This window comes from Mucilaginibacter sp. MD40 (assembly GCF_002288635.1).
GTDB lineage: Bacteria > Bacteroidota > Bacteroidia > Sphingobacteriales > Sphingobacteriaceae > Mucilaginibacter.
In genome coordinates, this window is the sequence record NZ_NRSW01000001.1 from 3249260 (window position 1) to 3275947 (window position 26688).

The following is a 26688-nucleotide window of genomic DNA, read 5'->3' on the forward strand; positions in this document are numbered from 1 at the left end:
AAGACCAGGAATCTCATGACCATTTGGGGAGTAAACTGATATGTGAACGATATAAGATTTTGACCGATTCTTTGGTGATTTTGATCACTTTGACCCCCTCCGCGCTTTCCCCTTCCTGCAAAGAGACCGTTTTACCATTGATCATCAACAAAACCAGCGTTTTCCCGGAGCCGGGATTAGTGATATAGCCCGCATATTTGATCATACTGACATCCAGAGTAACCGGTGCGACCGCGGTAGACAGCACTGGTTGTTTCTTCACAGAAGATCGATGCTTGAGCGTGTCGATCACCGTCACTTTCGGTGTGACGCCGAAAGGATCGCTATAGTTAAGCTTTAGCGACGCGGTATCCCGCTGTTCCGCAAAGTCATCAATGGAATGTATTGCCGCAGGCGCAGCTACTGGCAAGTCTTCCTTTTCGCCCATCAAAGCCGGAATCACCCGGTAGCCGATACCGCCATAGATGGCCAGGCTGGCCACACCTAAAATTATATTTAAGGTCTTCTTTTTCATTTTTAACGGACGATGAAACTTCTGGCTGCGCTTGCTACCCCGACATTGCCAGCGGCATCTATCGCGGCCACTTTCCAGTAGATCCGCTCATTACTGTTACCTGACTGAAAATTGTAGATATTATCAGTGGTGATCACCGGAAATGTATCGTTATAATTTGTCACAGAATCCGCTTTCATGACATATAACTGATAACGAGTGGCGCCATTTGTCTTTTCCCATTGCAAGGTAACCGGCTTGGTCACCGATGCGTTATCCGACGGAGAAAGGGCTTTAACACGTTGTGGAGGAATCCGGTCCACCGTAAATTGATTAATGGCAGACCAACGCGCCTGCGCGGTATCATTTTCCGCCCTTACCCGCCATTGGTAAACCTGATCCCTGGGAGGGGTAAACGTAATCGTCGTGCCCGGAAAAGCCTGGTTGAACACGAGGCTGGATTCGCTAATAAAATTATTCGTATCGATTTGAACGCGATATTGTGTAGCGCCATAAAGCGTACCCCAGGAAAGGTTGAGCCGGCTGCTATTCGTCAGCAGTCCATTCGCCGGCTGGATCAGTTCCACGGATTGACCTTTGATAGAGGATTGCAACACCTCAAAACTTCTGGGCGCACTGTAAGCCGTCGCCGAACTGCCATTTTCAGCGCGCAAACGCCACTGGTACTTTCCCGGATCAACGTTGACACTAAACTTGTTGCCCGCCACCAACGTATCCAGTACCAACCGGTCTGGCTGAGTGAATCCCGGATTCGTGATCTGCAGACGGTATTTCAACGCGTCTTCCACTTCCTCCCACCAGAAATTTACTTTGTAAAGCGGTGTTTTAAAACCATCTGATGGCGCCTCCACGGTTATCTGGCGCTTAGTGATAGAAGGTTCGATAAAATCTTTGCAACTTAATATTACCAAACAGATCATGCAAAATAAAAGAAGCGTGAGGTCCAGGCGTTTCATCGCTACTAATTTAAATAAAATATTACCTTTTTATTTATAAATTTCTGACTACCATTTAATTTTTTTGTAACCTGTAACCCCTCCTAAAACAGGATTGTGTAAGAGACGAAAAATCTTAACTTTAAACAGTCAAACGATAAGACTCAATCATTACCGAAGCACAGATTGTCAAGGCCATCAGGGAATATTAAGGTGGCCGTGAGTTTATAGATGTATGTCACTAATTGCGCGTACACAAATCAACCTTTTTACAACTGGCGTAAAAAGCACGCCAATATGGATAGCTAGGAATAGAAGCGGCTTAAGGAAGAAACCGGTAAGCGGAAGCACATATATGCGGAGCTGGCTTTAGATCATAGCCTTTTAAAAGACATGCTCTCAAAAAGTCATGAAGCCCTGCCGGCGCAAGGATATGGTTGCTAACTTAATGAAGTCAGTCAGGTAAGTATCAGTAGGGCCTGCTTGCTGAATTTTCCTTGAATGTGTTAGTCAAATATGTGAGAAACCTTAACGCGTCATTCAAAAATTTAGAATCATCGAATTAGCATCTTAACAGTCCATTGTGTTTTTGTGGAATTCTTTAATTTGCTATTGCAGATCAATGCTTAATATCGCCAAGTTTTTCACACTATTCACACTATCAGTAACAAAAACAGCCTAAAAGGACAAATAATTGTTTTTGATTTGGTACTAAAATCCTATAAATAAGCGAAACAACACTTGCTATATCGAAAGTAAAAATTGTATCCTACTTTTTATAATTGTAGCTAATTTATAAGTATAATAACTTAACATTAACTACAATTATAGTTGTAAATATTCACTCGACTCTAAAAGGTATGGGCTGTTCATTGAGAAAAGTGAAAAAGTTCTTTTATTTTGTTTTTTTATTGATGATACTGGTTTTGAACGTTTTTCACACAATAGAAGCGGCAAGCATGCTACTGAATATTTTACAGAAAACGTTTCATTTACAAATCACAAGAAAAAGGAGGACACCATGGAGACAGCTAAAACTAAATCCGCAAACCAAACAATTAATCAGAACCAAGTACAACATTCAAACCAGAACGGATCCCATTATAAATTAAAAGGATGCTTATAATGAGCATCCTTTTAACTTTTAACCATTAGTCTATGAGTTTTGTACGGTAAGTAAGCTGATGCAAGATTCTAAAAATCCTGCATCAGAATCTATATATAAGTTTATGCCAAAGCTTGTTTAAGGTCTTCCAGCAGGTCTTCGATATCTTCTACGCCTACGCTTAGGCGCAAAAGATTGTCTACCACGCCGGCTTTGTCGCGTTCGGCTTTGGGGATGGAGCCGTGGGTCATGCTAACCGGGTGGTTAATCAATGACTCTACCCCACCTAACGACTCGGCCAGTGAGAATACTTTAAAAGACGACGCTATACGGAAAGTTTCCTGCAGATCGGCGTCTTTTAAAACAATGGATATCATCCCTCCAAAATCGCGCATTTGTTTTTTAGCCACTTCGTGGTTTGGCGAGTCCGGGAAACCCGGCCAGTATATTTTTTCTACTCGTGGATGATCTTTCAGAAATTCGGCTACCTGCCTGCCGTTCTCGCAATGCGCTTTCATACGCAGGTGCAGGGTTTTAATACCACGTAACACCAGGAAGCTGTCCATAGGGCCCGGTGTGGCGCCGCAAGCATTGTAAATGAACCACAATTGCTTGTACAATTCTTCGTCGTTCATCATCAAAGCGCCCATTACCACATCGCTGTGACCGCCAATATATTTGGTTACGGAGTGCATCACAATGTCGGCACCCATATCAATGGGGTTTTGCAGGTATGGCGACGCGAAAGTGTTATCCACCACAAAAAGCAAATTACTTGCCTTGGCTATCTTACCTACCGCTTCAATATCCACCACCTGCATGGTGGGGTTTGTTGGTGTTTCTATCCAAACCAAGCGTGTTTTATCATTGATGTATTCTTTGATGATCTCCGGATCCTTCAGATCAAGGAAATGGAACTTGATGCCGTAATTAGCATAAACCTTGGTAAATATACGGTATGAGCCACCATACAGGTCATTACCGGTGATCACTTCGTCGCCGGGCTTAAGCAACTTCATTACAGCGTCAGTAGCACCCATACCGCTGGAGAACGCTAAACCATATTTAGCATTTTCAAGCGTGGCAAGGCAATCTTCCAAAGCCTTGCGGGTTGGGTTGGTACCACGAGAGTACTCATAACCTTTATTATCTCCCGGCGATTTTTGCCAGTAGGTAGAGGTTTGGTAGATCGGCGTCATTACAGCGCCGGTAGTTGGGTCGGGCTCCTGCCCTGCGTGTATTGCTTTAGTTGCGAATTTCATAGCGTGCTTTCAGCTCGGTCCATAGTCGATAGTCAATGGACCATAAAATTTAATATTTCCCAGCCATGGACTATCGACCATCGACTATGGACTAACTTAATATGCCCTTGCAAACAGCACCCGCTGTGTCGAAGGTTTGCCCGTTCTGATACAAGTGCCTTGCTCCTGCTTATTGTTCAAAGGTATACAACGTATTGTAGCCTTAGTTTCATCTTTTATCAGTTGCTCGGTTTCGGCAGTGCCATCCCAATGGGCGGAAAGGAAGCCGGGCTTCTCATCTAATAAACGTTTAAACTCTTCGTAATCGTTTACCTCTGTTGTATTTTCTGTACGGAAATCTGCCGCCTTGTTGTAAATATTGGCTTGTATCTCCTCCAGCAAAGCCTCAATTTTAGCAGCCAGGCCTTCCTGGGCAACGGTTTCCTTGGTTTTAGTATCACGGCGGGCCAGCTCAACGGTTCCGTTCTGCATATCACGGCTGCCTATGGCTACACGTACCGGTACACCCTTTAATTCGTACTCGGCAAACTTAGCTCCCGGGCGATGCGTATCGCGGTTATCAAATTTGATGGAAATACCTTTAGCCACCAGTTCTTTTTTAAGCGCGTTTACGAAGGTGGTGATATTTGCCAACTCTTCATCGTGCTTGTATATAGGTACCACTACCACTTGTATTGGAGCCAGCTTTGGAGGTAATACTAACCCGGCATCATCAGAGTGCGACATGATGAGCGCGCCGATCAACCTGGTGGATACGCCCCATGAGGTAGCCCAAACATAGTCCTGCACGTTCTCTTTTGTAGTAAACTTTACATCAAATGCTTTGGCAAAGTTTTGTCCTAAAAAGTGCGATGTGCCCGCCTGGAGTGCTTTACCATCCTGCATCAATGCTTCTATACAATAAGTATCTAAAGCACCTGCAAAACGCTCGTTAGGTGTTTTGCGGCCGCGTATTACCGGCAATGCCATAAAGTTCTCAGCAAAATCTGCATATACCTCCAACATTTGTTCGGTTTCGGCTATAGCCTCCTCTGCGGTAGCATGGGCGGTATGTCCCTCCTGCCACAAAAACTCGCTTGTACGGAGAAATAAACGGGTACGCATTTCCCAGCGCATTACGTTGGCCCATTGGTTAACCAAGATAGGCAGATCGCGGTAGCTTTGGATCCAGCCGCGGTAGGTATTCCAGATAATGGTTTCTGATGTTGGGCGGATGATGAGTTCTTCTTCTAATTTTGCTTCATCATCCACAATAATATTACCATCTCCATCGTTCTTGAGCCTGTAATGTGTTACAACGGCACATTCTTTAGCGAAGCCTTCTACGTGGCTGGCCTCTTTTGAGAAAAAAGATTTAGGAATGAGCAATGGAAAATAGGCATTTACGTGCCCGGTATCCTTAAACATTTTGTCGAGCGTAGCCTGTATTTTTTCCCATATAGAATAGCCATACGGCTTAATGATCATACATCCTCTCACGGGCGAATACTCGGCCATGTCAGATTTAATTATTAAGTCGTTAAACCATTGCGAATAATCTTCGTCTTTACTGATAACACCTTTGCTCATATATTGATTTTGGAATAGAATTTGACCTTAAATTTTAACATTTAGCAGGTGCCAAATTTATAAATTTATACGTTTATTTGAACCGAACTTTTATACTCCACAAAATGAAAAGGAACCTTGTCTTCGGAATACTCATCAGCGGCGCCGTCGCGTTGAGTTCATGTTCCGTTAACCGAACCGCGTCCACAGTCAAAAACGGCGATGACATGTACTACACAAAGGCTAAAGCCGTTGAAGCGCCCGAGTATGTTGCTTACCAGCAGCAAGTGGAAAATGATCAATATAATGACGATGATGATTACTTCTATTATGATGACTATTCATCGCGCATTAACCGTTTCAGTTACTATTCGCCATTTGGCTATTACGATACCGGCTACTGGGGTTACGGCTATCCATACTATGGTAGCCGCTGGAGCTTAGGCCTTAACTATGGCTGGGGTTCTTCCTGGGCATGGAATTTAGGCTTTGGCTGGGGCGACCCTTTCGGATATGGTTACGGCTGGGGTTCGCCGTGGGGTTATTCACCATGGGGCTACGGAGGTTTTTACTCACCTTACTCCTATTGGGGTACAGGTATAGGTTATGGCGGTGGTTACTGGGGTGGCTACTCTGCCTATAACCGGGGTGTTGCACGCCCATACCGCGGTAACGGCACAGCCGGTATGGGTTCTTCGGCAGCTAATTTTGGCAACAATAATGTTCGTGGCGCGTATGGCGCAAATAATGGAATTGGCTATATACCTGAACGCGGCATGCGCGGAGCAAGGGGTAATACCGGCTATTCGAGCAGCAGGCCTGCTTACAACGGTGGCGGACAAAGTTACCGCCCTGAACGTAGCGACAGGCCAACTTATCAGCCTCAGGTAGAACGTTCGGCTCCTCCTGCACAACCTGCTCCAAGCAGCTATGGCGGCGGTGGCCGTGGTTACTCCGGTGGCGGCGGCGGCGGTGGCGGCGGCAGACCTGTAAGAAACTAATTCATTTACATCAACCTTAATCATTTTATGAAACTCAGATATATTCTCAGCGTAACTGCTATAGTAGCATTTACACAAAATACCTTTGCCCAATATTCGCAGGACGCTATCAGGTTTTCTACAGGTTCGCCCGGCTCAACATCACGTATCAAAGCTGTTGGCAACGCGGGTACCGCGTTGGGTGGCGATTTGAGCAACCTAACAGGTAACCCCGCAGGTCTTGGCTTTTTTACCCGTTCAGAGCTAAGCATCACGCCTGAACTGGACGGCGCAAAAACTAATTCTACTTATTTTGGCCAGGCCAATACCGATAGTAAAAACACTTTCAATTTAGCTCATGCAGGGGTGGTTGTCTACAATCCGTTAACCAAAGCACGCGGGGCCGATAAAAATAAGGGATGGCTTAGTGTAAACTACGGCGTTGGTTTCGCACGAACTAACGATTTATATAGCAACTTCCGTTATAGTGGCAACAATAACCGCAACTCCATCACCAATTATTTTGCTGACCAGGCTAACCAGTTTGGCGATTCGCAGGGTTCATTGGGCGGCATGGCGGCAGATCAAAATCTGATAAGCCTTTACCAGGGCAATTTTACCAGTTACGCCTTACAGGGTGTTGGACAGGAGTACTACGCCGAAAGACAGGGCGGCCAATCGGCTGTTGACTTTTCATTGGGTGCCAACTACAGCAATAAGCTTTACTTAGGTTTGGCATTAAGCTTTACCGACCTGCGCTACAACGCATATAATACCTTCTACGAGGATGGTACATTAACCGTACAACAAGGCGTAAACCAACCTTACACGGCGGCTTACTCACAGGCTCAGGTTACAAGAGGTACAGGCTTCTCAGCGCGTGTAGGTGCTATTTATAAACCTGTTGAGGCTTTACGTTTAGGTTTAACGGTATCATCCCCTACGTTTTATAATATAGATGATACCTTTAGCGAAGGTTTGTCATCAAGTATTAATAAAGGTACCACCCTGCGCGATGGCTCTGGCGATTACAGCCTTAACTACAATCTGCGCACTCCGTGGAAAGTTGCAGGTGGCGCAGCGGTATTCATAAAAAATATCGGCTTTATCACCGGCGATGTGGAATATCTTGATTATTCTACCGCTCACCTGAGCAGCAATGATTCATACAATGCCGATTACCGCGATAACCCGGATATCAAAAGCCTTTACCGCTCGGCCATTAACGCGCGCATAGGTGCCGAGATAAAAGCTACCAGCTTTTTAGCTATACGTGGTGGTTACGGCATTATGGGCAGCACTAATAACGATAAGTCTATCGCCAGCGATATTAAAACCGTGAGCGGTGGTTTAGGTTTCCGTTTTGGCAGCTATTATGTAGATGCTACCTATACGCATTCATCAGGCAACCGTACTATTTATGCCTATGACTTAGGAGCATCAAGCCCGGCAGCTTATTTACGCAATTATAACAACAACGGTTATTTAACTTTAGGATACCGTTTCTAAGTAGAGATCACATACCCGATTTTAAGGTATAAGAAAGGCGATGAATTATTCATCGCCTTTTGTTTTATATTCATTGTTAACTGACGTAAGATTTACTAATCTATCATCACCAATATCCCAATCACTAAAATTTAATCTTCATTCACGAATGAACGCAGCATCCAGGTATTTTTCTCTTTAAACTGCATAAAGCGGTTTACCATATCATTAGTACCATCATCACCTGCTTCTGCAGTAATATCCAGAATAGTGCGCTCCATTTCAATAAGCGTAGCCATATCTTCAATCAGCGCTTTTACCATTTTAGTATCTTTCATACCTATGGTGTTGATCTCTTTGATGGTTGATTGGGTAACATAATCCTGAAAAGTGCTGTACGGTGGTTTACCCAAAGTAAGGATACGTTCGGCCAGTTCATCAATGGTAGTTAAAGCTTCGGTATACAATTCTTCAAATTTCAGGTGCAGGGTAAAAAAATTATTTCCCTTGATATTCCAATGGCAACCGCGCAGTTTTTGGTAGTGAATATGATAGTTAGCCAACAGATCATTAAGATGATCAACTACAGGTTTTACTTTGCTTTCTTCGAGGCTTATTTTTTCAGCGTCCATGTTTTTATAATTTATTGTTGTGATAACAGCCGCTTATGGGCTTTGTTTATCAAAGTTACTCCCATTTTAAAATATTTAGACATATTTGACGCTTAATGACAATGCTACAACCATTTGTTTCGGAAACATACAACGGCCTTATCTGGCGGCTGCAAATAGATAGTTTTAACGATATTTTAGCTTTAGAAATACGTAATGAGCAGGATAAGCAAACCAGCTTCAGTACCATTAACCTGCAAAGCGGAGAACTATATTTTAAAGACTTTACATTACCCGAGCGCTGGCTTACAGGGATCGAGGCTGCCTGGCAAAGTGTGCTGTTGCTGCATTACTATAAACATGAGGGTAGCCCCGAACATCAGTCGGTAATAGCTATTGACGCTAAAACTGGAGAAGAACTATGGGCCAACTATCGTATTGCGTTTGACCACCTCAGCAACAATGGCCTGGTAGTTTATTATGCTGGTATACAACCCCAAAAGCTCCAGCTGGTTAGCGTATCTGACGGTAAATTGCTCAGAAATTTCTCCGCTATGGAAGATAAACCTTTAAGCACCACTATCGTCATACCTGATATGCTCTCCGTTGAGGAATTACATGATGTGGGGCTTCCGTTAGTACCATACGGAAATATGGTGCATTACCTAAGCTATAATAATTACAGAATTGTATCTTTGCACGCGCTAAAAAACGGAAGGCTGCAGCAGCACCTCTATGTTTTGGATGACACCGGAATTCTTTATCACGATTTATTGAACAGTAATATACAAAAGTTACAGCCCGAGGCGTTTGTAGTACATAAAAACGTACTGATCTACGTGAAAGAAAGAGCTGGTATTGTGGCCCTGAAACTATAAGTGATACGGATAAGAATTGATTATGAGATTTAAAATACTGTTATTATCATCGGCCTTGATGGCTTTTTCCGCAAAGCTATTTGCAGGTATTATGCCTGCAGACTCTATTGGCGTTGAAAACAACAATGGTAAAAAAGTGATCTTGCATAAACTAGATCCAAAAGATAATTACTATTCATTAGGTCGTAAATATGGCGTTAACCCCAAAGTTATACAGCAGTTTAATAATAACGCGAACCTACAAATTGGGCATATTATAAAAGTACCTACCGAGCGTTCCATTGTAGAAAATGTGCCTGCTCAGCCTAAGACTGAAACACCTGCGCAGACGCAGGTTAAAGCGCCGGCGAACCCTCCTGTTGTTCCGCAACAACAAACCCCTAAAAAGGATGAGGCTAAAAACACCCCTGCAAATAACCAGCAGACGAATGTACAGACCTCGCCAACTCAACAGCCGGCAGCTTCTCAACAGCAATACAAAGTATCGGCACATGAAACTTTATACGCTATTGCCAAACGTTTTAACACCACGGTAGATGCCATTACCAGCCTAAATAAGCTTACCTCTACCAATTTAACGCCTGGCCAGGTTTTACTGGTTCCTAATGGCGTGCAGCCAGCCCAGGCGCAACAAGATGCTACTGCAACTGCCGCCACCCATACAGATACCGTAAAACAAGACAGCAGCCATTTGGCAGCTGATAGCCTTAACCGCCACATTGCTTCTAAGTACGGCTTATACGAAAAAAACGAACGCGGTGTGGCCACTTGGATCGACGATGCCAGCCTTGACGCGAACAAGCAACTCATACTACACCGCACGGCACCTATTGGTACTGTAATGCGTATTACCAACCCTATGAACGGTAAAAGCACCTTCGCCAAGGTGGTTGGCCGCTTTACAGACAGCGAATCAACCAGGGATGCCATTGTGGTAATGACAAAAAATACAGCAAAGGCCTTAGGAGCTTTAGATAAACGTTTCCAGGTAAACATCAGCTACGGCACCCCAAATGAATAAACCATATGTTATTGGCATTGCCGGCGGAAGCGGATCCGGCAAAACTTTTTTCTTGAAATGCTTTTTGGAACACTTTACACCAGATGAGGTGTGCCTGGTATCGCAGGATGATTATTATTTTCCGGTTGGCCATACCATGACCAAGGAGGAGAATAAACTCTATAATTTTGACCTCCCTTCAACCATTGATCACGAACACTTTGAAAGTGACATATTCAAGCTGTTGAACGGACAATCTTTCACCAAGGAAGAATATACATTTAACAACCCCGACGCGCCCAAAAAGCTGCTGGAGATCAAACCCGCACCTATTATTATGGTAGAAGGTTTATTTATCCTTCACTTTAAAAAAATAGCCGAGGTATTGGATATGACCATCTTTATTGACGCGGACGAAGAAGTTGCCCTGGAACGCCGTTTAAAGCGCGATTTGTTAGAACGCGGCTACTCTAATGAAGATGCCTTTTATAAATGGGTTAACCACGTAGTACCCTCCTATAAAGAGTATCTACTACCCTACCGCGAAAGCTGCGACAAAATTGTGATCAACAACACACATAATGCAGCAGATATTATCAGGGTAACCGACGAAATTTCTGAGGAGCTAAGAGAAAAGGTATTTGGAGAAGTTTAGTAATTACTGAGCTACCGAATACTACCCAATTTAATGTCATCAATCGCAGTTAAGCAGCAGATCGTAGTATTTTTTCATTAGTACCACATCGTAATTTACCAGAGAGTTATAAGCTTCGGTAACCAATTCGTTCAAAATAGAAGAGCCAAGTTGTCCCGCTCCATCCGGAATGGAATCATAGTATGCAATAAGTTCTTTAACCCTGATGATCTCGTACAGTAGCTTTTGGATAAGGTCGGTTTGCGGGCCGCCCGTTATTCCTTTTGCATTGCTCAGAAAATCGAGAGGGTCGTTATTTGTGGTAGACATTTTCAGAATCTTGGCCCCGGCGTTATTTTCAAAAACAATTATTGTTAATTAGATAAAACCAGTTGCAACATATTTTGTTTGCATTAAATTTCATTTTTTTCTAACCAAAAAAAGGCCCTCATTCTGAGGGCCTTTTAATATATTTAATTACTATTATTTGCTTTCAGCCGGTTTGTTATTCTCCGGCTTTGGCAACAAAGCTTTACGCGAAAGCTTTAGTTTACCTTGCTTGTCAATATCCAGCAGTTTCACACGAACTTCGTCGCCAACCTGGAAGATACCATCCATGCTCTCGAAACGTTTGTGATCAATCTCTGAGATGTGCAATAAGCCATCTTTACCCGGCATAATTTCAACAAATGCACCAAATGGCATAATTGATTTTACTTTACCTTCGTATATCTCGCCCACTTCCGGTTTAGCGGCAATAGCGCGGATACGGCCTAAAGCGGCATCAATAGATGCTTTATTATCGGCAAATATTTGTACGACACCCACGTTGTTAACTTCCTCGATCGAGATAGTAGCACCGGTTTCGCGTTGCATTTCCTGGATAATTTTACCACCGGGACCAATAACAGCGCCAATGTATTCTTTATCAATTTTGATAGATACGATACGTGGAGCATGTGGTTTGTAATCCTCACGAGGCGCGCTGATGGTTTTAGCCATTTCGCCAAGGATGTGTAAACGGCCGTCTTTAGCCTGGTTAAGCGCGTTGGTTAACACTTCGTATGAAAGACCTTTAATTTTAAGGTCCATCTGTACCGCAACAATACCATTTTTGGTACCGGTTACTTTAAAGTCCATATCGCCTAAGTGGTCTTCATCACCTAAAATATCAGAAAGGATAGCATATTTGGTACCCATTTCATTAGTGATCAAACCCATTGCAATACCTGAAACCGGGCTGGAAATTTTAACACCAGCATCCATCAAAGCCAATGTACCGGCACAAACCGTAGCCATTGATGATGAACCGTTTGATTCCAAAATATCTGATACGATACGAATAGTGTATGGATTTTCATCCTCAGAAGGTAATACACGTTTTAATGAACGCATAGCCAGGTTACCATGGCCGATCTCACGACGGCCTGCACCCCTGTTAGGACGAACTTCGCCGGTTGAAAAACCTGGGAAGTTGTAGTGTAACAGGAATTTTTGGTATCCGTTGATGAAAGCACCATCAATCATTTGCTCATCGTCTTTAGAACCTAAAGTAACGGTGGTTAATGATTGCGTTTCGCCACGGGTAAATATGGCAGAACCGTGTGCCGATGGAAGGTAACCAACCTCGCTCCATATTGGGCGTATCTGGGTAGTGGTACGGCCGTCAAGGCGCTTGCCTTCGTCTAATACCAGGTTACGGATAGCATCATACTCCACATCGTGGTAGTATTTTTTCGCTAATGATTTAGTGATATCATCAATTTCGCCTAAGCTCTCGATGTACTCATCGCGGATAGCTTTAAATTTAGCGGCACGCTCGTCTTTTGAAGAAGCTTCGCTTGCAGTAGCGTAAACCTTGTCGTAAGTAGCAGCGTAGATAGCTTTTTCAAGCTCATCGTTGCTGTGCTCATGGCAGTAAACACGTTTTTCGGTTTTACCGGTTTCAATGGTAAGTTCCTTTTGGGCAAGGCACTGTAGTTTGATAGCAGTATGTGCAAACTTAATAGCCTCTACCAGCTCTTCCTCCTGTATCTCGGCGCTTTCACCTTCCACCATATTGATATCGTGCTCGTTACCGGCAACAATAAACTCAAGGGTAGCATTGGCTAATTCGCTAAGGCGCGGGTTAATCACCAGTTGGCCATCAATTTTAGCAACACGTACTTCTGATATTGGTCCGTTGAAAGGGATGTCAGAAACCGCAAGCGCTGCAGATGCAGCTAAACCTGCAAGGGCATCAGGCATAATATCTTTATCTGCACTGATCAGGCTGATCATTACCTGTGTATCGGCATGATAATCTTCAGGGAACATTGGGCGCAAAGCACGGTCAACCAAACGTGAGATCAATACCTCATAGTCTGATAAACGGGCCTCGCGGCGTAAAAAACCACCCGGGATACGGCCTGTAGAGGCATATTTCTCCTGGTAGTCAACAGATAGCGGAAGGAAATCAACGCCTTCTTTTGCCTCTGGTGATGATACTACTGTAGCCAGTAACATGGTATCACCCATTTTTACTACTACAGAACCATCTGCTTGTTTGGCCAGTTTACCGGTTTCGATCTCAATGGTGCGGCCGTCACCTAAATCAATAACCTTTTTAATTACGTTTAAACTCATCTTTTTTGTGTTGTGGATTGCTTTTCATCTTCAGGAGCAACCCGATTTTTTATGTGTGTAAAATTAGATGCAAAATTAAAAAAGCCATCCAGACATGCGGACGGCTTTTTATTAAAAACTTATAAAAGTTATTTGATGATATCCCTAAGCTGTAAAGCTTTGATGATAGCACGATATCTTTCAATGTCTTTGTTGTAAAGGTATGCTAATAATGCACGGCGTTTACCTACTAATTTTTGCAGTGATAACTGGGTTGAAAAATCTTTTTTGTTGTTTTTCAAGTGACCGGTTAAATGTGCGATACGAGTGGTAAACAATGCTACCTGACCTTCGGCAGAACCTGTGTCAGTTGCGCCTTTACCATGTTTTGCAAAGATCTCAGCCTTTGCTTCTTTACTTAAATACATTACCTGAATAATATTAAAGCGTGTATAACTTTGTTAATTGTGGTGCAAAGATACGCTTTAAAATCAAAAGTAAAAATTCAAAATTCAAAAGTTTAACTTGAGCTATCTCACTATTAATCAGATAATTTTTTATTTCTGCTATCAAATTTTTGACGTTCTATTTTGTCGGAATTAACCCTTCAATATGTCATTATCAGACTGCTTTGGGTAAAACTTTCGTGATAATTTTGCTGAAGTTACGTTTTACTGCACTGCGCCGTAAAGCTTATATTTATTGACTCAAACAAAAACTATGTCAGCAGTAGCTGCCGCAAAGGACAAGGCAAATTCATTTTTCAAGGTGCTGAAACAATCACTAAAAGGCGAACATGTTGATCTTACCTCTATCAGCATCAAACGGGCTATCGTGCTTTTGGCCATCCCCATGATGCTGGAAATGGCCATGGAATCTGTTTTTGCATTGGTAGATCTTTACTTTGTAGGGCACTTGCCCAACAGCAGTCTTGCCATACAAACGGTTGGATTAACAGAATCCGTACTCACGGTAATTTATTCTTTAGCTATCGGATTAAGTATGGCAGCCACAGCCGTAGTTGCCCGTCGCATAGGCGAGAAAAATCCTGAAGCGGCATCCAAAGCTGGTATGCAAACCGTTGTAATAGCCGTAATTGTAAATGTCGTGATCAGCATAGTCGGCCTGCTGCACGGCCGGGACCTGCTATTATTAATGGGAGCATCCGCAGAAACTGCCAACCACGGGCAAACTTTTGTGCGCGTTATGATGGGCGGCAGTGTTATTATCGTTTTGCTTTTTTTGATCAATGGTATCTTCCGCGGGGCGGGCAATGCAGCCATTGCTATGCGCAGCCTATGGATAGCTAATATAGCTAACATTATCCTTTGCCCTATTTTTATCAGAGGCTTGGGGCCAATTCCCGCTTTTGGTTTAACAGGGGCGGCCATAGCTACTACCGTTGGCCGTAGTTTAGGGGTATTGTACCAGGTTTACAATTTATTTAATAATAAAAACGCAATTACCATTAAGTTAAGTTACCTGATGCCGGATTGGGAGCAGATAAAAGCCATTATTAAAGTGGCGGCGCCGGGGATATTGCAATTTATTATAGCCAGTTGCAGCTGGATATTTTTGGCTGAACTTGTAGCTACCACAGGCGGCGACAAAGGATCGGCAGGTTACCAGACCGCGCTGAGGTTAATGATGTTTTTTATGCTGCCTGCCTGGGGCTTAAGCAATGCTGCCGCCACGCTTGTTGGCCAAAATCTTGGTGCAGGGCGGGTTGACCGAGCCGAGCGATCTGTTTTTCAAACCATCAGGTATACGGCAGTTTTCCTGGGCATAGTAACCGTTTTATTTCTCACCTGCGGGCATTTGTTTGCATCCTTTTTCACTGAGGACGAACAAGTGAAAAGCGTTGCTGCAAAAGCGTTAAAGATCATTAGCGGAGCATTCATCATTTACGGCATGGGCATGGTTTTCACCAGCGCGTTCAATGGCGCAGGCGACACCTGGACACCCACCAAGATCAACTTCTTTACGTTTTGGCTTTTCCAAATACCGCTCGCTTATCTGCTGGCTAAGTATTTCGCCATGGGCCCGACGGGAGTTTTTATATCCCTGCCTGTTTCAGAGATCGGTTTAACTATTGCTGCCTATGTGCTGTTCAAAAAAGGGAAATGGAAAACTAAGCAGGTTTGATGATGTGCAGATGTGCAGATGTGCAGATGTGCAGATGTGCAGATGTGCAGATGTGCAGATGTGCAGATAAGTTAATTTTTTTGATGATTGATTTGTTTCAGTATAAAACAAGAAAAGCAGCCAAGTTCATCGATGAAACAATAACTCCCGATTTTACTTTTTACTTTTGACTTTTAACTTTTTGAATTAATGCCATACAGCACATTTGAAACCGAACACCGTGTACGCCCCGATGATATAGATATGTTTCAGCACGTGCATAACAGCCGCTACTTTGATTATGTATTGGCCGCACGCTACGAGCAAATGGACCGCTTTTATGGCATGAGCATGGAAAAGTTTATGGAGCGCGGCTTTGGCTGGGTGGTACGCACCGCCCATGTTGATTATAAACGCGCCCTTACAATGGGCGAATACTTTACCGTACGTACTGGCATAGAAAGCATTAACGATAAAGGCTGCCGGGTAGCTTTTACCCTAACCAGCAAAAATACCGGCAAGGTATGCTGCGATGGTTATTTTGATTATGTGATGATTGACATGGCTACCGGCCGCGGCACCAAAGTACCCGAAGATGTGATTGCACATTACGGGATTTAATTGGCTACTTATTAACTTCCGGCGTTATAAAATGAAGTTTCCTGTCTCGATAATTTTCGAAAGAAAATTGAATATCACCTTAAATGATGAAAATATTCCTGAGATATTGGAGTATATAAAAACGGAGATTATAAAACGAAAAGCGAATAATGTTTTGATAGAAGGCGACACTATTTCCTACGAAGGATCTACATCTTCTGCAAGACATGATCTATTTGAATATATTGTAGGCAAATTCAGCATTTGTTATCACAATTCGGAATGGCGCCTGCGGTATCGGATCAATTTAAGCAAGCTTTTTAAAGTCGGACTTATCTTGTCAATGGCTTTAACCCTATTTATTATAATTAGCGATGGATGGGAATTTTGGTGGATAGGTATTCTCGTATTTATATGGCCCGTGGGAGCTGGTTGGGTAACCGAAAATATCAGGCATGGTACGTTAGCATCAGATTTGGCTGAAGGTATTGATGGATTAATAGGTTGGAAAAAGCCAGAACCTGAAGAAAAAGACGAAAGCCTTAAAAGCTGGTTTTGAAACGATTAAGCTCACTTGTAAGTATTTATTGCACTTATTTAATTTAAGCCTAATCAAAAATCAACTGCGTACCGTGTAGATACCCTCAAATAAGGGTAGCGCTTGTTCACATCGGGGTGGTCGTCATACTTGCCTCTCAGGAAAAAATAGCCGGGCTCGGCAGCGAGCGATATCTTCTTACTGAACGCGTACCTGAACTCGCTGGTAACCGTATGCAGAAAATAATGAGATTTATTACCATTAACCGTATACAGCCATCCTCCGCGATAGTCAATACTGGCAAAAAGCCTGTCCATAATATTTAATCCTGCTCCGCCATTGATACCAAAGCCGGAGGTGTAATCATAATTACGTCCCCTGGCCATGTACGTATTAGGCACAGCTGCCAATAGTATAGGGCCGGTACCGATATTAGTATTTAAGGTGATTTTCTTGCTCAAATCGAAAGTGGAATACAAATTTGCTTTAACACTCTGCGCCCCGTAAAAGAAAGCCTCATTGCTGATATAATCATAATTCGCAGAAAGAATCACGAGATGTTTCAGGTCGCGGTTTGATTCTATCTCCCAACCCGCGAGTGAGCCGTATACACTCAGTAAGTTCACCATGGAGCTATCGTCCTGCCCCAGTTCCACATTAATGAAGATATTACTGAATGGTGTTTTGTAATCCTTGTAACGGCTACCGTACATCAGTTTGGCACGGCCAAATAAACCGGTTTTGCCCTTTCCTGATCCATTCCCCGTAATACTGCTAAAACGACGCACACCAAGGTCAAACTCCGCGGATACCTGTGTAGAATCGCGGTCCTTAGGGTTGCCGTATACTTTACCCCATTTACCATCCAACAGGCGGTTAAGGCCGTTCATGGGGTTAGCCAGAAAAGCCGCGACCTCTTCCATTTGCCTGCCAAAACCACTGTGCCGGTTGTTTACAATTTTGTTGGACAGGCGATAGCTCATTTCGCCCAGCACTACACCACCAAAACTGGTGTTAATGAAATCATTGGGAGATGGGCGCTCATTTTCACCAAAAGTTTCCCAAAAATAACTGCCTGCCACCGATGCCGGGGCAGATTGCCAAAAGCTGTAGCCGTTACTTCTGAAAGCGCTAAAGTATAAGCTCCCCTGGTAAGGGTGCCCAAACTGGTTAGTACGGAATATATCCTTATCCCACTGCCAGCTGCCCGGGTTAAGGTTTCGCCAAATAGTGGCACCAGTTACGTTTGAATAAGGCGCATGCGCAATAAATTTACCGTAACTAAACGGTATAACCTGCGCCAGCCCCCATTCGGCAGCTGCCCTACCAAAACGTTTGGTATCAGGGGGTACTGGGCCAAAAAATGGGGTGTGTTTTTTTGCCGGCTTGGGTACAGAATCAACCAGGAGTTTTTGCGCATCCTGGGCGGTTTGCGAAAAAGCCACACCCGGTAAAATTAAACCGGCAACAATAATAAACGGGCGTAAACGGCTGAGTAAAAATTTCAATATATCTGCATTTAAGGTTAAGCCGGCAATAAATTATATTGCCTTAATAATATCATAACCTATAATCGTAAATCGCCTTAAATGGTTTTTAATATTTATTAATAATATCACTCTTTTTCGGCGTAATCAGCGTATATATTGGTGAGATATCGTTCGGTATAAATAACCTTATTATAATACGTGCCATTTGTTTTAAGGGGCAGAAAACAAAAGTTTTAAATTAAATTTTTATCCTAAAACACAACGTATTGGGGTAATAACATAGATTTTTATATTTTTGAGAACAAGGAAATCAATCACCGCTTCATTTTGGACCCATCAGAAAGCACGTTTAGGGACATTGTAAACTTGTCGCCTTTCCCCGTATATGTATGCACCGGCGATAACATGATCGTTTCTGTTGCTAATGATGCTACGTTAAAAGCATGGGACAGAGATAGCTCCGTCATAGGCATGCCGTTCGCGGAGGCTTTACCAGAACTGCACGACCAGCCTTTTCTGGGTTACTTACAACAGGTTTACAGAACAGGGATACCCTATAATAGCGATATTTCACGGGTTGATATTTTAAATGCGGGCGTCATACAAACCGTTTACTACAAGTTTACTTATCTGCCCATGCGTAACCAGGCCGGTGAGATATACGGTGTTGCCGCTTTTAACACAGAAGTAACCGAGCTGGAACGTGCCAAACAACAAGCGGAAGAAAGCCGTATGATCTTGTATAACCTGGTACGCCAGGCACCTGTTGGTATTTGCATTATACGCTCTGGCGATCTCGTTGTGGATGAGGTGAATGAATCGTACCTGGAACTGGTTGGTAAAAAACGAATCGAATTAGATAACCGCAACATATGGGAGGCCATACCCGAAGCCAAAGCGTATTACGCCCCTATAATGGATAATGTAATTGCCACAGGCGAACCCTTTGTAGCTAAAGAGGCTGAGGTGCTGCTGATCCGTAACGGAAACCCTGAAACTGTTTTTGTTGATTTTGTTTATGAGCCTATCCGATATTTTGATGGCAGCATCAACGCGATAATGGTTATTGCCATAGATGTTACCGACAAAGTAATTGCCCGTCGCAATATTGAGGATATAGAGGAACGTAGCAGGCTGGCTATTGATGCCGCGGAAATAGGAACGTTCGACCTTAATCTATCAGACGAAACCACCATAACCTCAGACAGGTTCAACCACATATTTGGCTTTGACCAGCCTGTACCGCACAAACGGCTACTGGATACTTTCCATCCCGACGATTTACAGATCAGGCATAATGCACATGCCGAAGCGCTAAAAACAGGTAAATTATATTACGAGGCCCGTATTATACATACTGATGACAGCCTGCACTGGATACGTATACAGGGGAAAGTATTTTATAATAAAAAGGAAGAACCCGTGCGCATGCTGGGCACTGTACTGGATATTACCGAATTTAAACGCCTCCAGCAGCAAAAAGACGACTTTATAAGCGTAGCCAGCCACGAGCTAAAAACACCGATGACCTCTATAAAGGCTTCGATACAAATACTGGATAAACTGATAAAAAGCAATAACAACCCCGATAAGGTTACCGCTTTTATTGAAAAGGCCAATACCAGCCTCAATAAAATGCAGCACCTGGTAGAGAGTTTACTCAATGTATCACGCATAAGTGCCGGGCAGTTAGAACTAAATTATTCTACATTTAACGTTGCCGCCATGATCAATGAATGCTGCGATTATGTAAGGGCAGCAGGCGACCATGACATTGTAATAACCGGCGATAACAACCTCGAGGCTTTTGCTGATAAACAAAAAACAGAACAGGTGTTGGTTAACTTCATCAACAACGCCGTTAAGTACGCGCCTGATGCTAAAAAGATCAATATTAATTTTAGCGCACGGGCCGGAGCTGTGAAAATTGCCGTACAAGATTTTGGTGAAGGTATACCTGCTGATAAAATACCCCACTTGTTTGAACGCTATTACCGTGTAGATTCATCTGGCGTGCAATACTCCGGGTTGGGCCTCGGGCTTTACATTTGCGCCGAAATTGTAGAGCGGCATGGCGGCAAAATTGGTGTTAACAGCCAGCTTGGCCAGGGCAGCACCTTTTGGTTTACTTTACCGGCTCCCCGCTAAGGTTAATTCCATATGCCATTTAGTGCCGTAAAAATATACGGCTGCCCGTCTGTCACCATAATAGTGTGTTCATGCTGTGCCACATAGCCGCCCTTATTACCTGTAAGCGTCCATCCATCAGCACCGGTATTGGCAATAGTGGAACGTGTTGAAATAAAGGTTTCGATAGCTACTACGGAGTTTTTCCTGAACCTGGTGGTGTTGAACCTATCGGGATAATTAGCAATTTCGTGTGGCTCTTCGTGCAAACTGCGGCCTATGCCATGCCCGGTGAGATTTTTGATCACCGTATATCCGGCCTTTTTCGCTTCATTTTCAATCAATCCGCCTATCTCTGATATTCTAACACCGCCTTTTATATTACTAATGGCCTTTTTAAGAATAGCCTTAGAAGCATTTACCAATTTATTGTGCCCATGCACATCCTCCCCTAAAACAAATGAGCCACCATTATCAGACCAATAGCCGTTCAGTTCTGCTGATACATCTACATTTATTAAGTCGCCTTCCTGTAAGATGGTCTTGTCAGACGGGATGCCGTGCGCTACTTCGTTATTTACGCTTATACAGGTATAACCCGGAAATTTGTAGGTGAGGAAAGGAGCCGAATTAGCGCCGAGCTTGTTGAGTATGGCCGCGCCAAAATCATCCAGTTGTTTGGTAGTTATCCCCGGCCTGGCATACTCGCGCATTTCTTTAAGCGTAATAGCCACGGCATCACTTATTTTTTGCATTCCTGCACGCTCTTCATCAGTTGATATTGACATTTGATATGGGTTTATGCAAAAATACAAGTTTAAAAATCATACCTGTATTATTACATTAAGCTCACACTAATATGGTGAATGTATGACAGGGTATCTGCACTGTTGATTTAAATTTGTGAGATATGCCGAAAAAATTACTACTCCCCATCATATTATTATTTATAAGTACCGGCGCATTCTCGCAAACTGATTGGGTGCTCAAGTCAAATACTGATGGTATTAAGGTTTACACAGCCCATGTACCCGAATCTAAATTTAAAGCATTAAGAGTTGAATGTACTTTTGATGCTACTCCTGCACAATTGGTTAGCGTACTGCTTGATGTGAATACCTGTACAGAATGGGTTTTTCATACTAAATCCATTAAGCTACTTAAAAAACCGGCGGATAATGAGGTATACTATTACTCTGAAGTGAGCCTGCCCTGGCCCGCAGCCAACCGCGACTTTGTAGCACATTTAACCGCCACTCAAAACCCCGAAACAGGAGTTATAACTGTAGACGGACCTGCTGTAAACGGTATGGAACCACTCAAAGATGGCATTGTGAGGGTAACCGAATCAAAAGGAAAATGGGTAATAACGCCTGTTGGCCACCATGAAGTTAAGGTAGAATATACCCTGCATGTAAACCCGGCGGGCAGCCTTCCTGCGTGGCTGGTTAACCTGTTTGCTACAGACGGGCCTATGCAAAGTTTTAAAGGATTAAGGCAGCAGCTAAAAAAACCGCAATACCGTAACGCGACCCTGGCTTTTATAAAAAATTAGGCTTCTCACACGTTTTCAATTTTCCTGATCACACGGGCCGGGTTGCCTACAACCAGTGAATCATCTGGTATGTCGCGCGTTACTACTGAGCCCGCTCCTATCACGCAACGGTTACCTATGGTTACCCCCGGGCAAATAATAGCGCCTCCCCCTATCCAGCAATCGTCGCCAATGGTTACGGGTTTGCCATTCTCCTTACTGCGCCGTAAAACAGCACCCAACGGATGTGTAGCCGTATACACTTGCACTGCAGGGGCGAAAAATACATTACTACCGATTTTCACCTCGCAGACATCAAGCACCACGCAATGCACATTAAAATACACATTATCGCCGGTGATGATATTATACCCGTAATCAGCATGAAATGGTGGTTCTATATAAATGTTCTTACCAGCTTTTGGCAACAGCTTTGCCAAAAGCTTATCCGTTTCTTCGCCGGTAACAAAATGGTCTACATTTAGCTGCTTTAATAATTGTTTACAGTGTTTGCGTTCGGCTGCTAATACAGGGTCATTAGCGAGGTAGTATTCGCCGGCTATCATTTTTTCTTTTTCGGTCATGGTAGTAAATAGAGTTCAATATAAACAAAATTTACTACCTGAAATGCGGAATGTTTTTACGTAACGCTTGTGATAATCACTATCCAAAAGGGGTTCTCCCACGCATTTACTATTGTGGCTAAGCATAAGCTCTTATTGGTTTGTATTTAACAAAAAAAGGCGGACAACCTACTCGATCATCCGCCCGGTATTAATTAAAACAATAAGACTTACAGTGTAGCCATATCAATTACAAAACGGTAGCGTACGTCGCCTTTTTCCATGCGCTCGTATGATGCTGTGATGTCTTTAATATCAATTAGTTCAATATCTGAAACAATGTTATGCTCGGCACAAAAATCAAGCATTTCCTGAGTTTCTTTTATGCCGCCAATGCCCGAACCGGCAACACTCTTGCGGCCGCCGATCAATGAAAATGGATGGATAGCATACGGTTTTGATGGTACGCCCACGCACATCATTACACCATTTGTTTTTAGCAAGCCCAGGTACGCGTTCATATCATGCTCGGCAGATACCGTATCCAGGATAAAATCAAAACTGCCCTGCGCGGCCTTCATTTGTTCAGGATCTTTAGTTACCACAAAGTGATGAGCCCCCAGTTTCTTGGCATCTTCCTCTTTTGAGGGAGAGGTACTTAAAACGGTTACTTCAGCACCAAATGCTACACCAAATTTTACACCCATGTGGCCTAAACCTCCCAAGCCCAGAACGGCAAGTTTGTGGCCTTTACCCACTTTCCAGTGCCTTAAAGGCGAATAGGTAGTAATACCTGCGCACAGCAAAGGCGCAGTAGCGGCAAGGTCCAGCTTGTCTGATATATGCAGTACAAATTCTTCGCGTACAACTATGGTATTAGAATAACCACCATAGGTTGGGCGTGAGCCATCGCGCTCCATACTGTTGTAGGTTTGCGTATTTCCTTCCAGGCAGTACTGTTCCAGCCCTTCTTTACAGTTTTCACAAACCTGGCAAGAGTCAACCATACATCCGGTACCTGCAAGGTCGCCAACTTTAAATTTTGTTACATGGTCACCTACCTTAACAACACGGCCCACTATCTCATGGCCCGGCACCATCGGGAATATACCCTCAAACCAGTCGTTCTTTATCTGGTGAAGATCCGAATGGCAAACACCGCAGTATAATATATCAAACTGTACATCATGCGGGCCTACTTCGCGGCGCTCAAAATCCCAGGGTGCAAGATCGGTTTTCGGGTCTTGTGCAGCCCATCCTTTTGCTTGAATCATAATAAATTTTGTTTATTTTAATGAGTTTTTTCGTAACACTATTTAGCACAAATTTAAACTGTGCGAAGTTAAGAAACAGTAATAAGCAGTGGTTTGTTTATAAAGGTATTGTAACTTTTATGCCATTTCTTTGGCAAAACCAGTTGTGGTACCCACACTTCTCCAGCTTTCCAGATCCTTGGTCACAGCGCCCATTTTCTGGTAGGCCAGGTCGTAAGCGTCCTGTCCCAGAAACAAATGTACCGGCGCGTTCTCTGCTTCGGCAACTGTTATCATGGCGTTTGCCGCTTTTTCAGGATCGCCCGGTTGGTTACCGTTGATCTGGTTTTGGTGCGCAGCCTGTATCTCACGTACTTCGGCATAAGCGGCCAACTCATTTTGAGGTGTACTTAATGAATCTGCCGCCAGGAAATTAGTACGGAAATAACCGGGCGAAACCACAGTTGCCTTAATACCAAAACCTTTTATCTCTGCCGCTAATGACTCGGTAAAACCATGCACCGCAAATTTAGTAGCGCAGTAGATGCCAAAGCCAGGGAAACTGCCCGTAAAACCGCCAATAGAAGCGATGTTAAATATATGCCCGGAACCCTGCTTACGCAAATGAGGCATTACCGAACGGATCACGTTGAGCGATCCGAATACGTTTACATCAAAATTTTGTCGGGCTTCGGCATCTGTTAATTCCTCCAGGCTGCCCGCAAGTCCATAGCCGGCGTTGTTCACGACCACATCCACACTACCGAAATGGCCTATTGTTTTAGTGATAGCTTCTGCCACGCTTGCCTCGTTTTGCAGATCCATCGCCAGAGGTAGAAAATTGGAGTGCGCACCAACAGCCTCCTCCAACTGGTTTAAAGAACGTGATGTTGCCGCCACCGAATATCCTTTTTCAAGTAATTGTTTTACCAGTGTAAGCCCCAAACCTTTTGAGGCCCCGGTTACAAACCAAACTTTATTGCTTTCCATAGTTATTGTTTATTAAAAGTGAATAATTAAGCGCTGTAAGCCATTGAGCGGCTCAGCTCTTCGTTGAGTTTAAATTCTTTTTCCATCCTGTCCAGCTTGCTCATGGCCCGGTCATACGCGTCAGAGCCGAGTAAAAGATATAATGGTGGGTTCTCTTCCCCAACCACATCTATAATGGCTTTAGCCGCTTTTTCGGGGTCGCCGGGCTGTTGGCCATTCATGTTAAGGTAACGGGCATGCGCCTCGCGCACTTCACGATATTCGTTAATAGGGTTTTCGGCAATCACCAGCGACTCCTTGCTCAGGAAACTGGTACGGAACGCTCCCGGCGCAACAACGGTTACTTTTACGCCAAATGCCCGCACATCATCAGCCAGCACTTCTGACAAACCAACAACCGAAAATTTGGCAGCCGCGTAAACTGCCCAGCCGCTTACACCAGTGATACCTGCAATAGATGCGATGTTGATGATATGGCCCGACTGCTGTGCACGCATAATAGGCATTACCTTACGGATAACGTTAATGGTACCAAATACATTTACATCAAAACTATCGCGGGTTTCGCGGTCGGTAAGTTCTTCTATGCTGCCGCCAATACCGTAACCGGCGTTATTGATCACTACATCAACAGAGCCGAATTGGTGATGAGCCGCCGTTACAGCAGCAGCAACACTATCTTCATTAGTGAGATCAACCTGCAGAGGCAAAAAGTTTTCTCCGGGGTTTCCGACTGCCGCTATGAGTTCAGTAAGGTTTCTGGAGGTAGCAACCACATGCTCACCGGCTATCAACAACTGCCTAACAAGGCATAAACCAAACCCCTTCGAAGCACCTGTAATTAACCATGTTTTTTTGCTTTCCATCATAATTTGTGATTTTTAATAGCACAAAATTATGGTTGAAACAGGCCGTACCGTTTGCGTCAATCAAACCAATACTTACAAAATTCAAACAATCCTGAAAGAAGTAGGCGTTGTTTTAGTTCGCTTTTTAAAGAAATTATTAAAATGCGCCGGCTCATCAAAACCCAGGCTGTAACTTATCTCAGATACATTCCAGTTGGTATGCCTCAATAAAGCCTTGGCTTCGGTTATCAGCCGTTCCGTAATATGGTGAGTAGTGGTTTTGCCTGTGGTTTGGCGTATAGCACGATTAAGGTGGTTCACATGCACAGAAAGCTGCTCTGCAAAATCCTTAGCCGAGCGCAGGTTAAACCGCTGCGAAGGGGTTTCAATAGGAAATTGCCGCTCCAGCAACTCAGTGAACACAGCCGTGATGCGTGAATTAGCATCGGGGTGTTTATACAAAACTTCGGTGGGCTGTATCTTTAAAGCGTAATGAATCAGTTCGGTAACATAATTACGCAACAGGTCATATTTAAAACGGTAGTCGGAGTTGATTTCAGCGAGCATCTTGCCAAATATCTCTCCGGCGTTAACCCGTTGTTCATCAGTTAGCATGTAAGCCGGATGCCCGCCAAGGGTAAACATAGGCAGGTCATGAACATTACTGCGCAGGTTCTCGGTTAAAAAAGCTTCTGTAAATATGCAAAAGAAACCTTTCCGCGCTTCGCCGAACATTTCTATGGTATAAGGCACATTAGGACTAAAGAACAACAGCGTGTTCCCATCAACCTCAATACTTTTATCGGCATAATGCACAATGGTACGCCCCGCAGAAAGGCTTATTTTATAAAACTCCCGGCGGCTGTACTGTACAGGAGCAGCACCCGGCTGATGACAATCTTCAATCCGGAAAACATTAAAATGCCCGATATTCTGGCTCAGATTATCGGGCAGCCAGTTAAACTTTTGCTGATAAAATTCTTCAAGTGTTTCTGTGGTTGCCATACACAAAATTACATAATTCAAACCAAATAGAAATACCCGGCAAAGCAACCACTTTTA

At 43.7% G+C, this 26688-nt stretch carries 25 protein-coding genes; 10 read left to right on the forward strand and 15 right to left on the reverse strand.

Translation table 11 applies throughout. The features are described from left to right. Positions 1-13: 13 nt before the first annotated feature. The 4 genes from CKK33_RS14620 to proS all read right to left on the reverse strand — a co-directional run bounded on the left by CKK33_RS14620 (position 14) and on the right by proS (position 5385). A complete protein-coding gene (locus tag CKK33_RS14620) occupies positions 14-514 on the reverse strand; it encodes a hypothetical protein (protein ID WP_095704817.1) in 501 nt (166 codons plus the stop codon). Positions 515-516: 2 nt separating this feature from the next. Next, complete coding sequence (locus CKK33_RS14625) at positions 517-1470, reverse strand: hypothetical protein (protein ID WP_095704818.1); 954 nt, start codon at positions 1468-1470, stop codon at positions 517-519. Between the two features lie 1206 nt (positions 1471-2676). Next, positions 2677-3816: a cystathionine gamma-synthase gene (locus tag CKK33_RS14635; RefSeq protein WP_095704820.1), complete on the reverse strand. Its 1140-nt coding sequence runs from the start codon at positions 3814-3816 to the stop codon at positions 2677-2679. Positions 3817-3912: 96 nt separating this feature from the next. Beyond that, positions 3913-5385, reverse strand: a complete 1473-nt coding sequence (proS, locus tag CKK33_RS14640) for a proline--tRNA ligase (RefSeq protein ID WP_095704821.1) — start codon at positions 5383-5385, stop codon at positions 3913-3915. Positions 5386-5489: 104 nt separating this feature from the next. On the opposite strand from proS, the gene CKK33_RS14645 reads away from it, so the two are divergent. Together CKK33_RS14645 and CKK33_RS14650 are read left to right on the forward strand one after the other, a co-directional pair. Then, on the forward strand, positions 5490-6365 hold the full coding sequence (locus tag CKK33_RS14645; protein ID WP_143822969.1) for a hypothetical protein: 876 nt from the start codon (positions 5490-5492) through the stop codon (positions 6363-6365). 27 nt (positions 6366-6392) lie between these two features. Next, a complete protein-coding gene (locus tag CKK33_RS14650; protein ID WP_095704823.1) occupies positions 6393-7853 on the forward strand; it encodes an OmpP1/FadL family transporter in 1461 nt (486 codons plus the stop codon). A gap of 131 nt (positions 7854-7984) precedes the next feature. On the opposite strand, the gene CKK33_RS14655 is transcribed toward CKK33_RS14650, so the two are convergent. Then, positions 7985-8464: a Dps family protein gene (locus CKK33_RS14655; protein ID WP_095704824.1), complete on the reverse strand. Its 480-nt coding sequence runs from the start codon at positions 8462-8464 to the stop codon at positions 7985-7987. Positions 8465-8565: 101 nt separating this feature from the next. Here CKK33_RS14655 and CKK33_RS14660 point away from each other — a divergent pair, with 101 nt between their 5' ends. The 3 genes from CKK33_RS14660 to CKK33_RS14670 are packed head-to-tail and all read left to right on the forward strand — an operon-like array spanning position 8566 to position 10976. Continuing rightward, entirely contained in the window at positions 8566-9321 is a 756-nt protein-coding gene (locus CKK33_RS14660) for a DUF4905 domain-containing protein (RefSeq protein ID WP_158223445.1), read from the forward strand. 22 nt (positions 9322-9343) lie between these two features. After that, positions 9344-10342, forward strand: coding sequence for a LysM peptidoglycan-binding domain-containing protein (locus tag CKK33_RS14665; protein ID WP_095704826.1), 999 nt, complete (start codon positions 9344-9346; stop codon positions 10340-10342). Beyond that, positions 10335-10976, forward strand: a complete 642-nt coding sequence (locus CKK33_RS14670) for a uridine kinase (protein WP_095704827.1) — start codon at positions 10335-10337, stop codon at positions 10974-10976. The genes CKK33_RS14665 and CKK33_RS14670 overlap by 8 nt, the downstream gene beginning before the upstream one ends. A gap of 39 nt (positions 10977-11015) precedes the next feature. On the opposite strand, the gene CKK33_RS14675 is transcribed toward CKK33_RS14670, so the two are convergent. The 3 genes from CKK33_RS14675 to rpsO all read right to left on the reverse strand — a co-directional run bounded on the left by CKK33_RS14675 (position 11016) and on the right by rpsO (position 13987). After that, complete coding sequence (locus CKK33_RS14675; protein WP_095704828.1) at positions 11016-11285, reverse strand: hypothetical protein; 270 nt, start codon at positions 11283-11285, stop codon at positions 11016-11018. Between the two features lie 153 nt (positions 11286-11438). Then, positions 11439-13580, reverse strand: a complete 2142-nt coding sequence (gene pnp / locus CKK33_RS14680; protein ID WP_095704829.1) for a polyribonucleotide nucleotidyltransferase — start codon at positions 13578-13580, stop codon at positions 11439-11441. Between the two features lie 128 nt (positions 13581-13708). Further along, on the reverse strand, positions 13709-13987 hold the full coding sequence (gene rpsO, locus CKK33_RS14685; protein ID WP_095704830.1) for a 30S ribosomal protein S15: 279 nt from the start codon (positions 13985-13987) through the stop codon (positions 13709-13711). Between the two features lie 292 nt (positions 13988-14279). Here rpsO and CKK33_RS14690 point away from each other — a divergent pair, with 292 nt between their 5' ends. From CKK33_RS14690 to CKK33_RS14700, 3 genes are all read left to right on the forward strand, one after another. Beyond that, complete coding sequence (locus tag CKK33_RS14690) at positions 14280-15704, forward strand: MATE family efflux transporter (RefSeq protein ID WP_095704831.1); 1425 nt, start codon at positions 14280-14282, stop codon at positions 15702-15704. A gap of 189 nt (positions 15705-15893) precedes the next feature. After that, complete coding sequence (locus tag CKK33_RS14695; protein WP_095704832.1) at positions 15894-16304, forward strand: thioesterase family protein; 411 nt, start codon at positions 15894-15896, stop codon at positions 16302-16304. A 67-nt stretch (positions 16305-16371) separates the two neighbouring features. Further along, a complete protein-coding gene (locus tag CKK33_RS14700; RefSeq protein ID WP_233138225.1) occupies positions 16372-16842 on the forward strand; it encodes a hypothetical protein in 471 nt (156 codons plus the stop codon). A 53-nt stretch (positions 16843-16895) separates the two neighbouring features. On the opposite strand, the gene CKK33_RS14705 is transcribed toward CKK33_RS14700, so the two are convergent. Further along, entirely contained in the window at positions 16896-18329 is a 1434-nt protein-coding gene (locus CKK33_RS14705) for a DUF3943 domain-containing protein (protein WP_158223446.1), read from the reverse strand. Between the two features lie 309 nt (positions 18330-18638). On the opposite strand from CKK33_RS14705, the gene CKK33_RS14710 reads away from it, so the two are divergent. Further along, positions 18639-20459, forward strand: coding sequence for an ATP-binding protein (locus CKK33_RS14710; protein ID WP_095704835.1), 1821 nt, complete (start codon positions 18639-18641; stop codon positions 20457-20459). A gap of 2 nt (positions 20460-20461) precedes the next feature. Here CKK33_RS14710 and map read toward each other — a convergent pair whose 3' ends face one another. Beyond that, positions 20462-21226 carry a type I methionyl aminopeptidase gene (map, locus tag CKK33_RS14715; protein ID WP_095704836.1) on the reverse strand — a complete coding sequence of 255 codons (765 nt, stop codon included), beginning with the start codon at positions 21224-21226 and terminating at the stop codon, positions 20462-20464. Between the two features lie 122 nt (positions 21227-21348). On the opposite strand from map, the gene CKK33_RS14720 reads away from it, so the two are divergent. After that, entirely contained in the window at positions 21349-21993 is a 645-nt protein-coding gene (locus CKK33_RS14720) for an START domain-containing protein (RefSeq protein ID WP_095704837.1), read from the forward strand. 5 nt (positions 21994-21998) lie between these two features. Here the strand turns inward: CKK33_RS14720 and CKK33_RS14725 are convergent, their stop codons facing one another. The 5 genes from CKK33_RS14725 to CKK33_RS14745 form a co-directional block, all read right to left on the reverse strand. Then, the gene (locus CKK33_RS14725; RefSeq protein ID WP_095704838.1) at positions 21999-22556 is read right to left on the reverse strand and encodes a sugar O-acetyltransferase; all 558 of its coding nucleotides are present in this window, start codon (positions 22554-22556) and stop codon (positions 21999-22001) included. Positions 22557-22765: 209 nt separating this feature from the next. Next, positions 22766-23809: an NAD(P)-dependent alcohol dehydrogenase gene (locus tag CKK33_RS14730; protein ID WP_095704839.1), complete on the reverse strand. Its 1044-nt coding sequence runs from the start codon at positions 23807-23809 to the stop codon at positions 22766-22768. A gap of 117 nt (positions 23810-23926) precedes the next feature. After that, positions 23927-24778 (reverse strand): SDR family NAD(P)-dependent oxidoreductase, encoded by an 852-nt coding sequence (locus CKK33_RS14735; RefSeq protein WP_095704840.1) that lies wholly within the window; start codon positions 24776-24778, stop codon positions 23927-23929. Between the two features lie 26 nt (positions 24779-24804). Then, on the reverse strand, positions 24805-25647 hold the full coding sequence (locus CKK33_RS14740) for an oxidoreductase (protein WP_233138226.1): 843 nt from the start codon (positions 25645-25647) through the stop codon (positions 24805-24807). An 81-nt stretch (positions 25648-25728) separates the two neighbouring features. Continuing rightward, on the reverse strand, positions 25729-26631 hold the full coding sequence (locus tag CKK33_RS14745) for an AraC family transcriptional regulator (protein ID WP_095704841.1): 903 nt from the start codon (positions 26629-26631) through the stop codon (positions 25729-25731). Between the last annotated feature and the right edge of the window lie 57 nt (positions 26632-26688).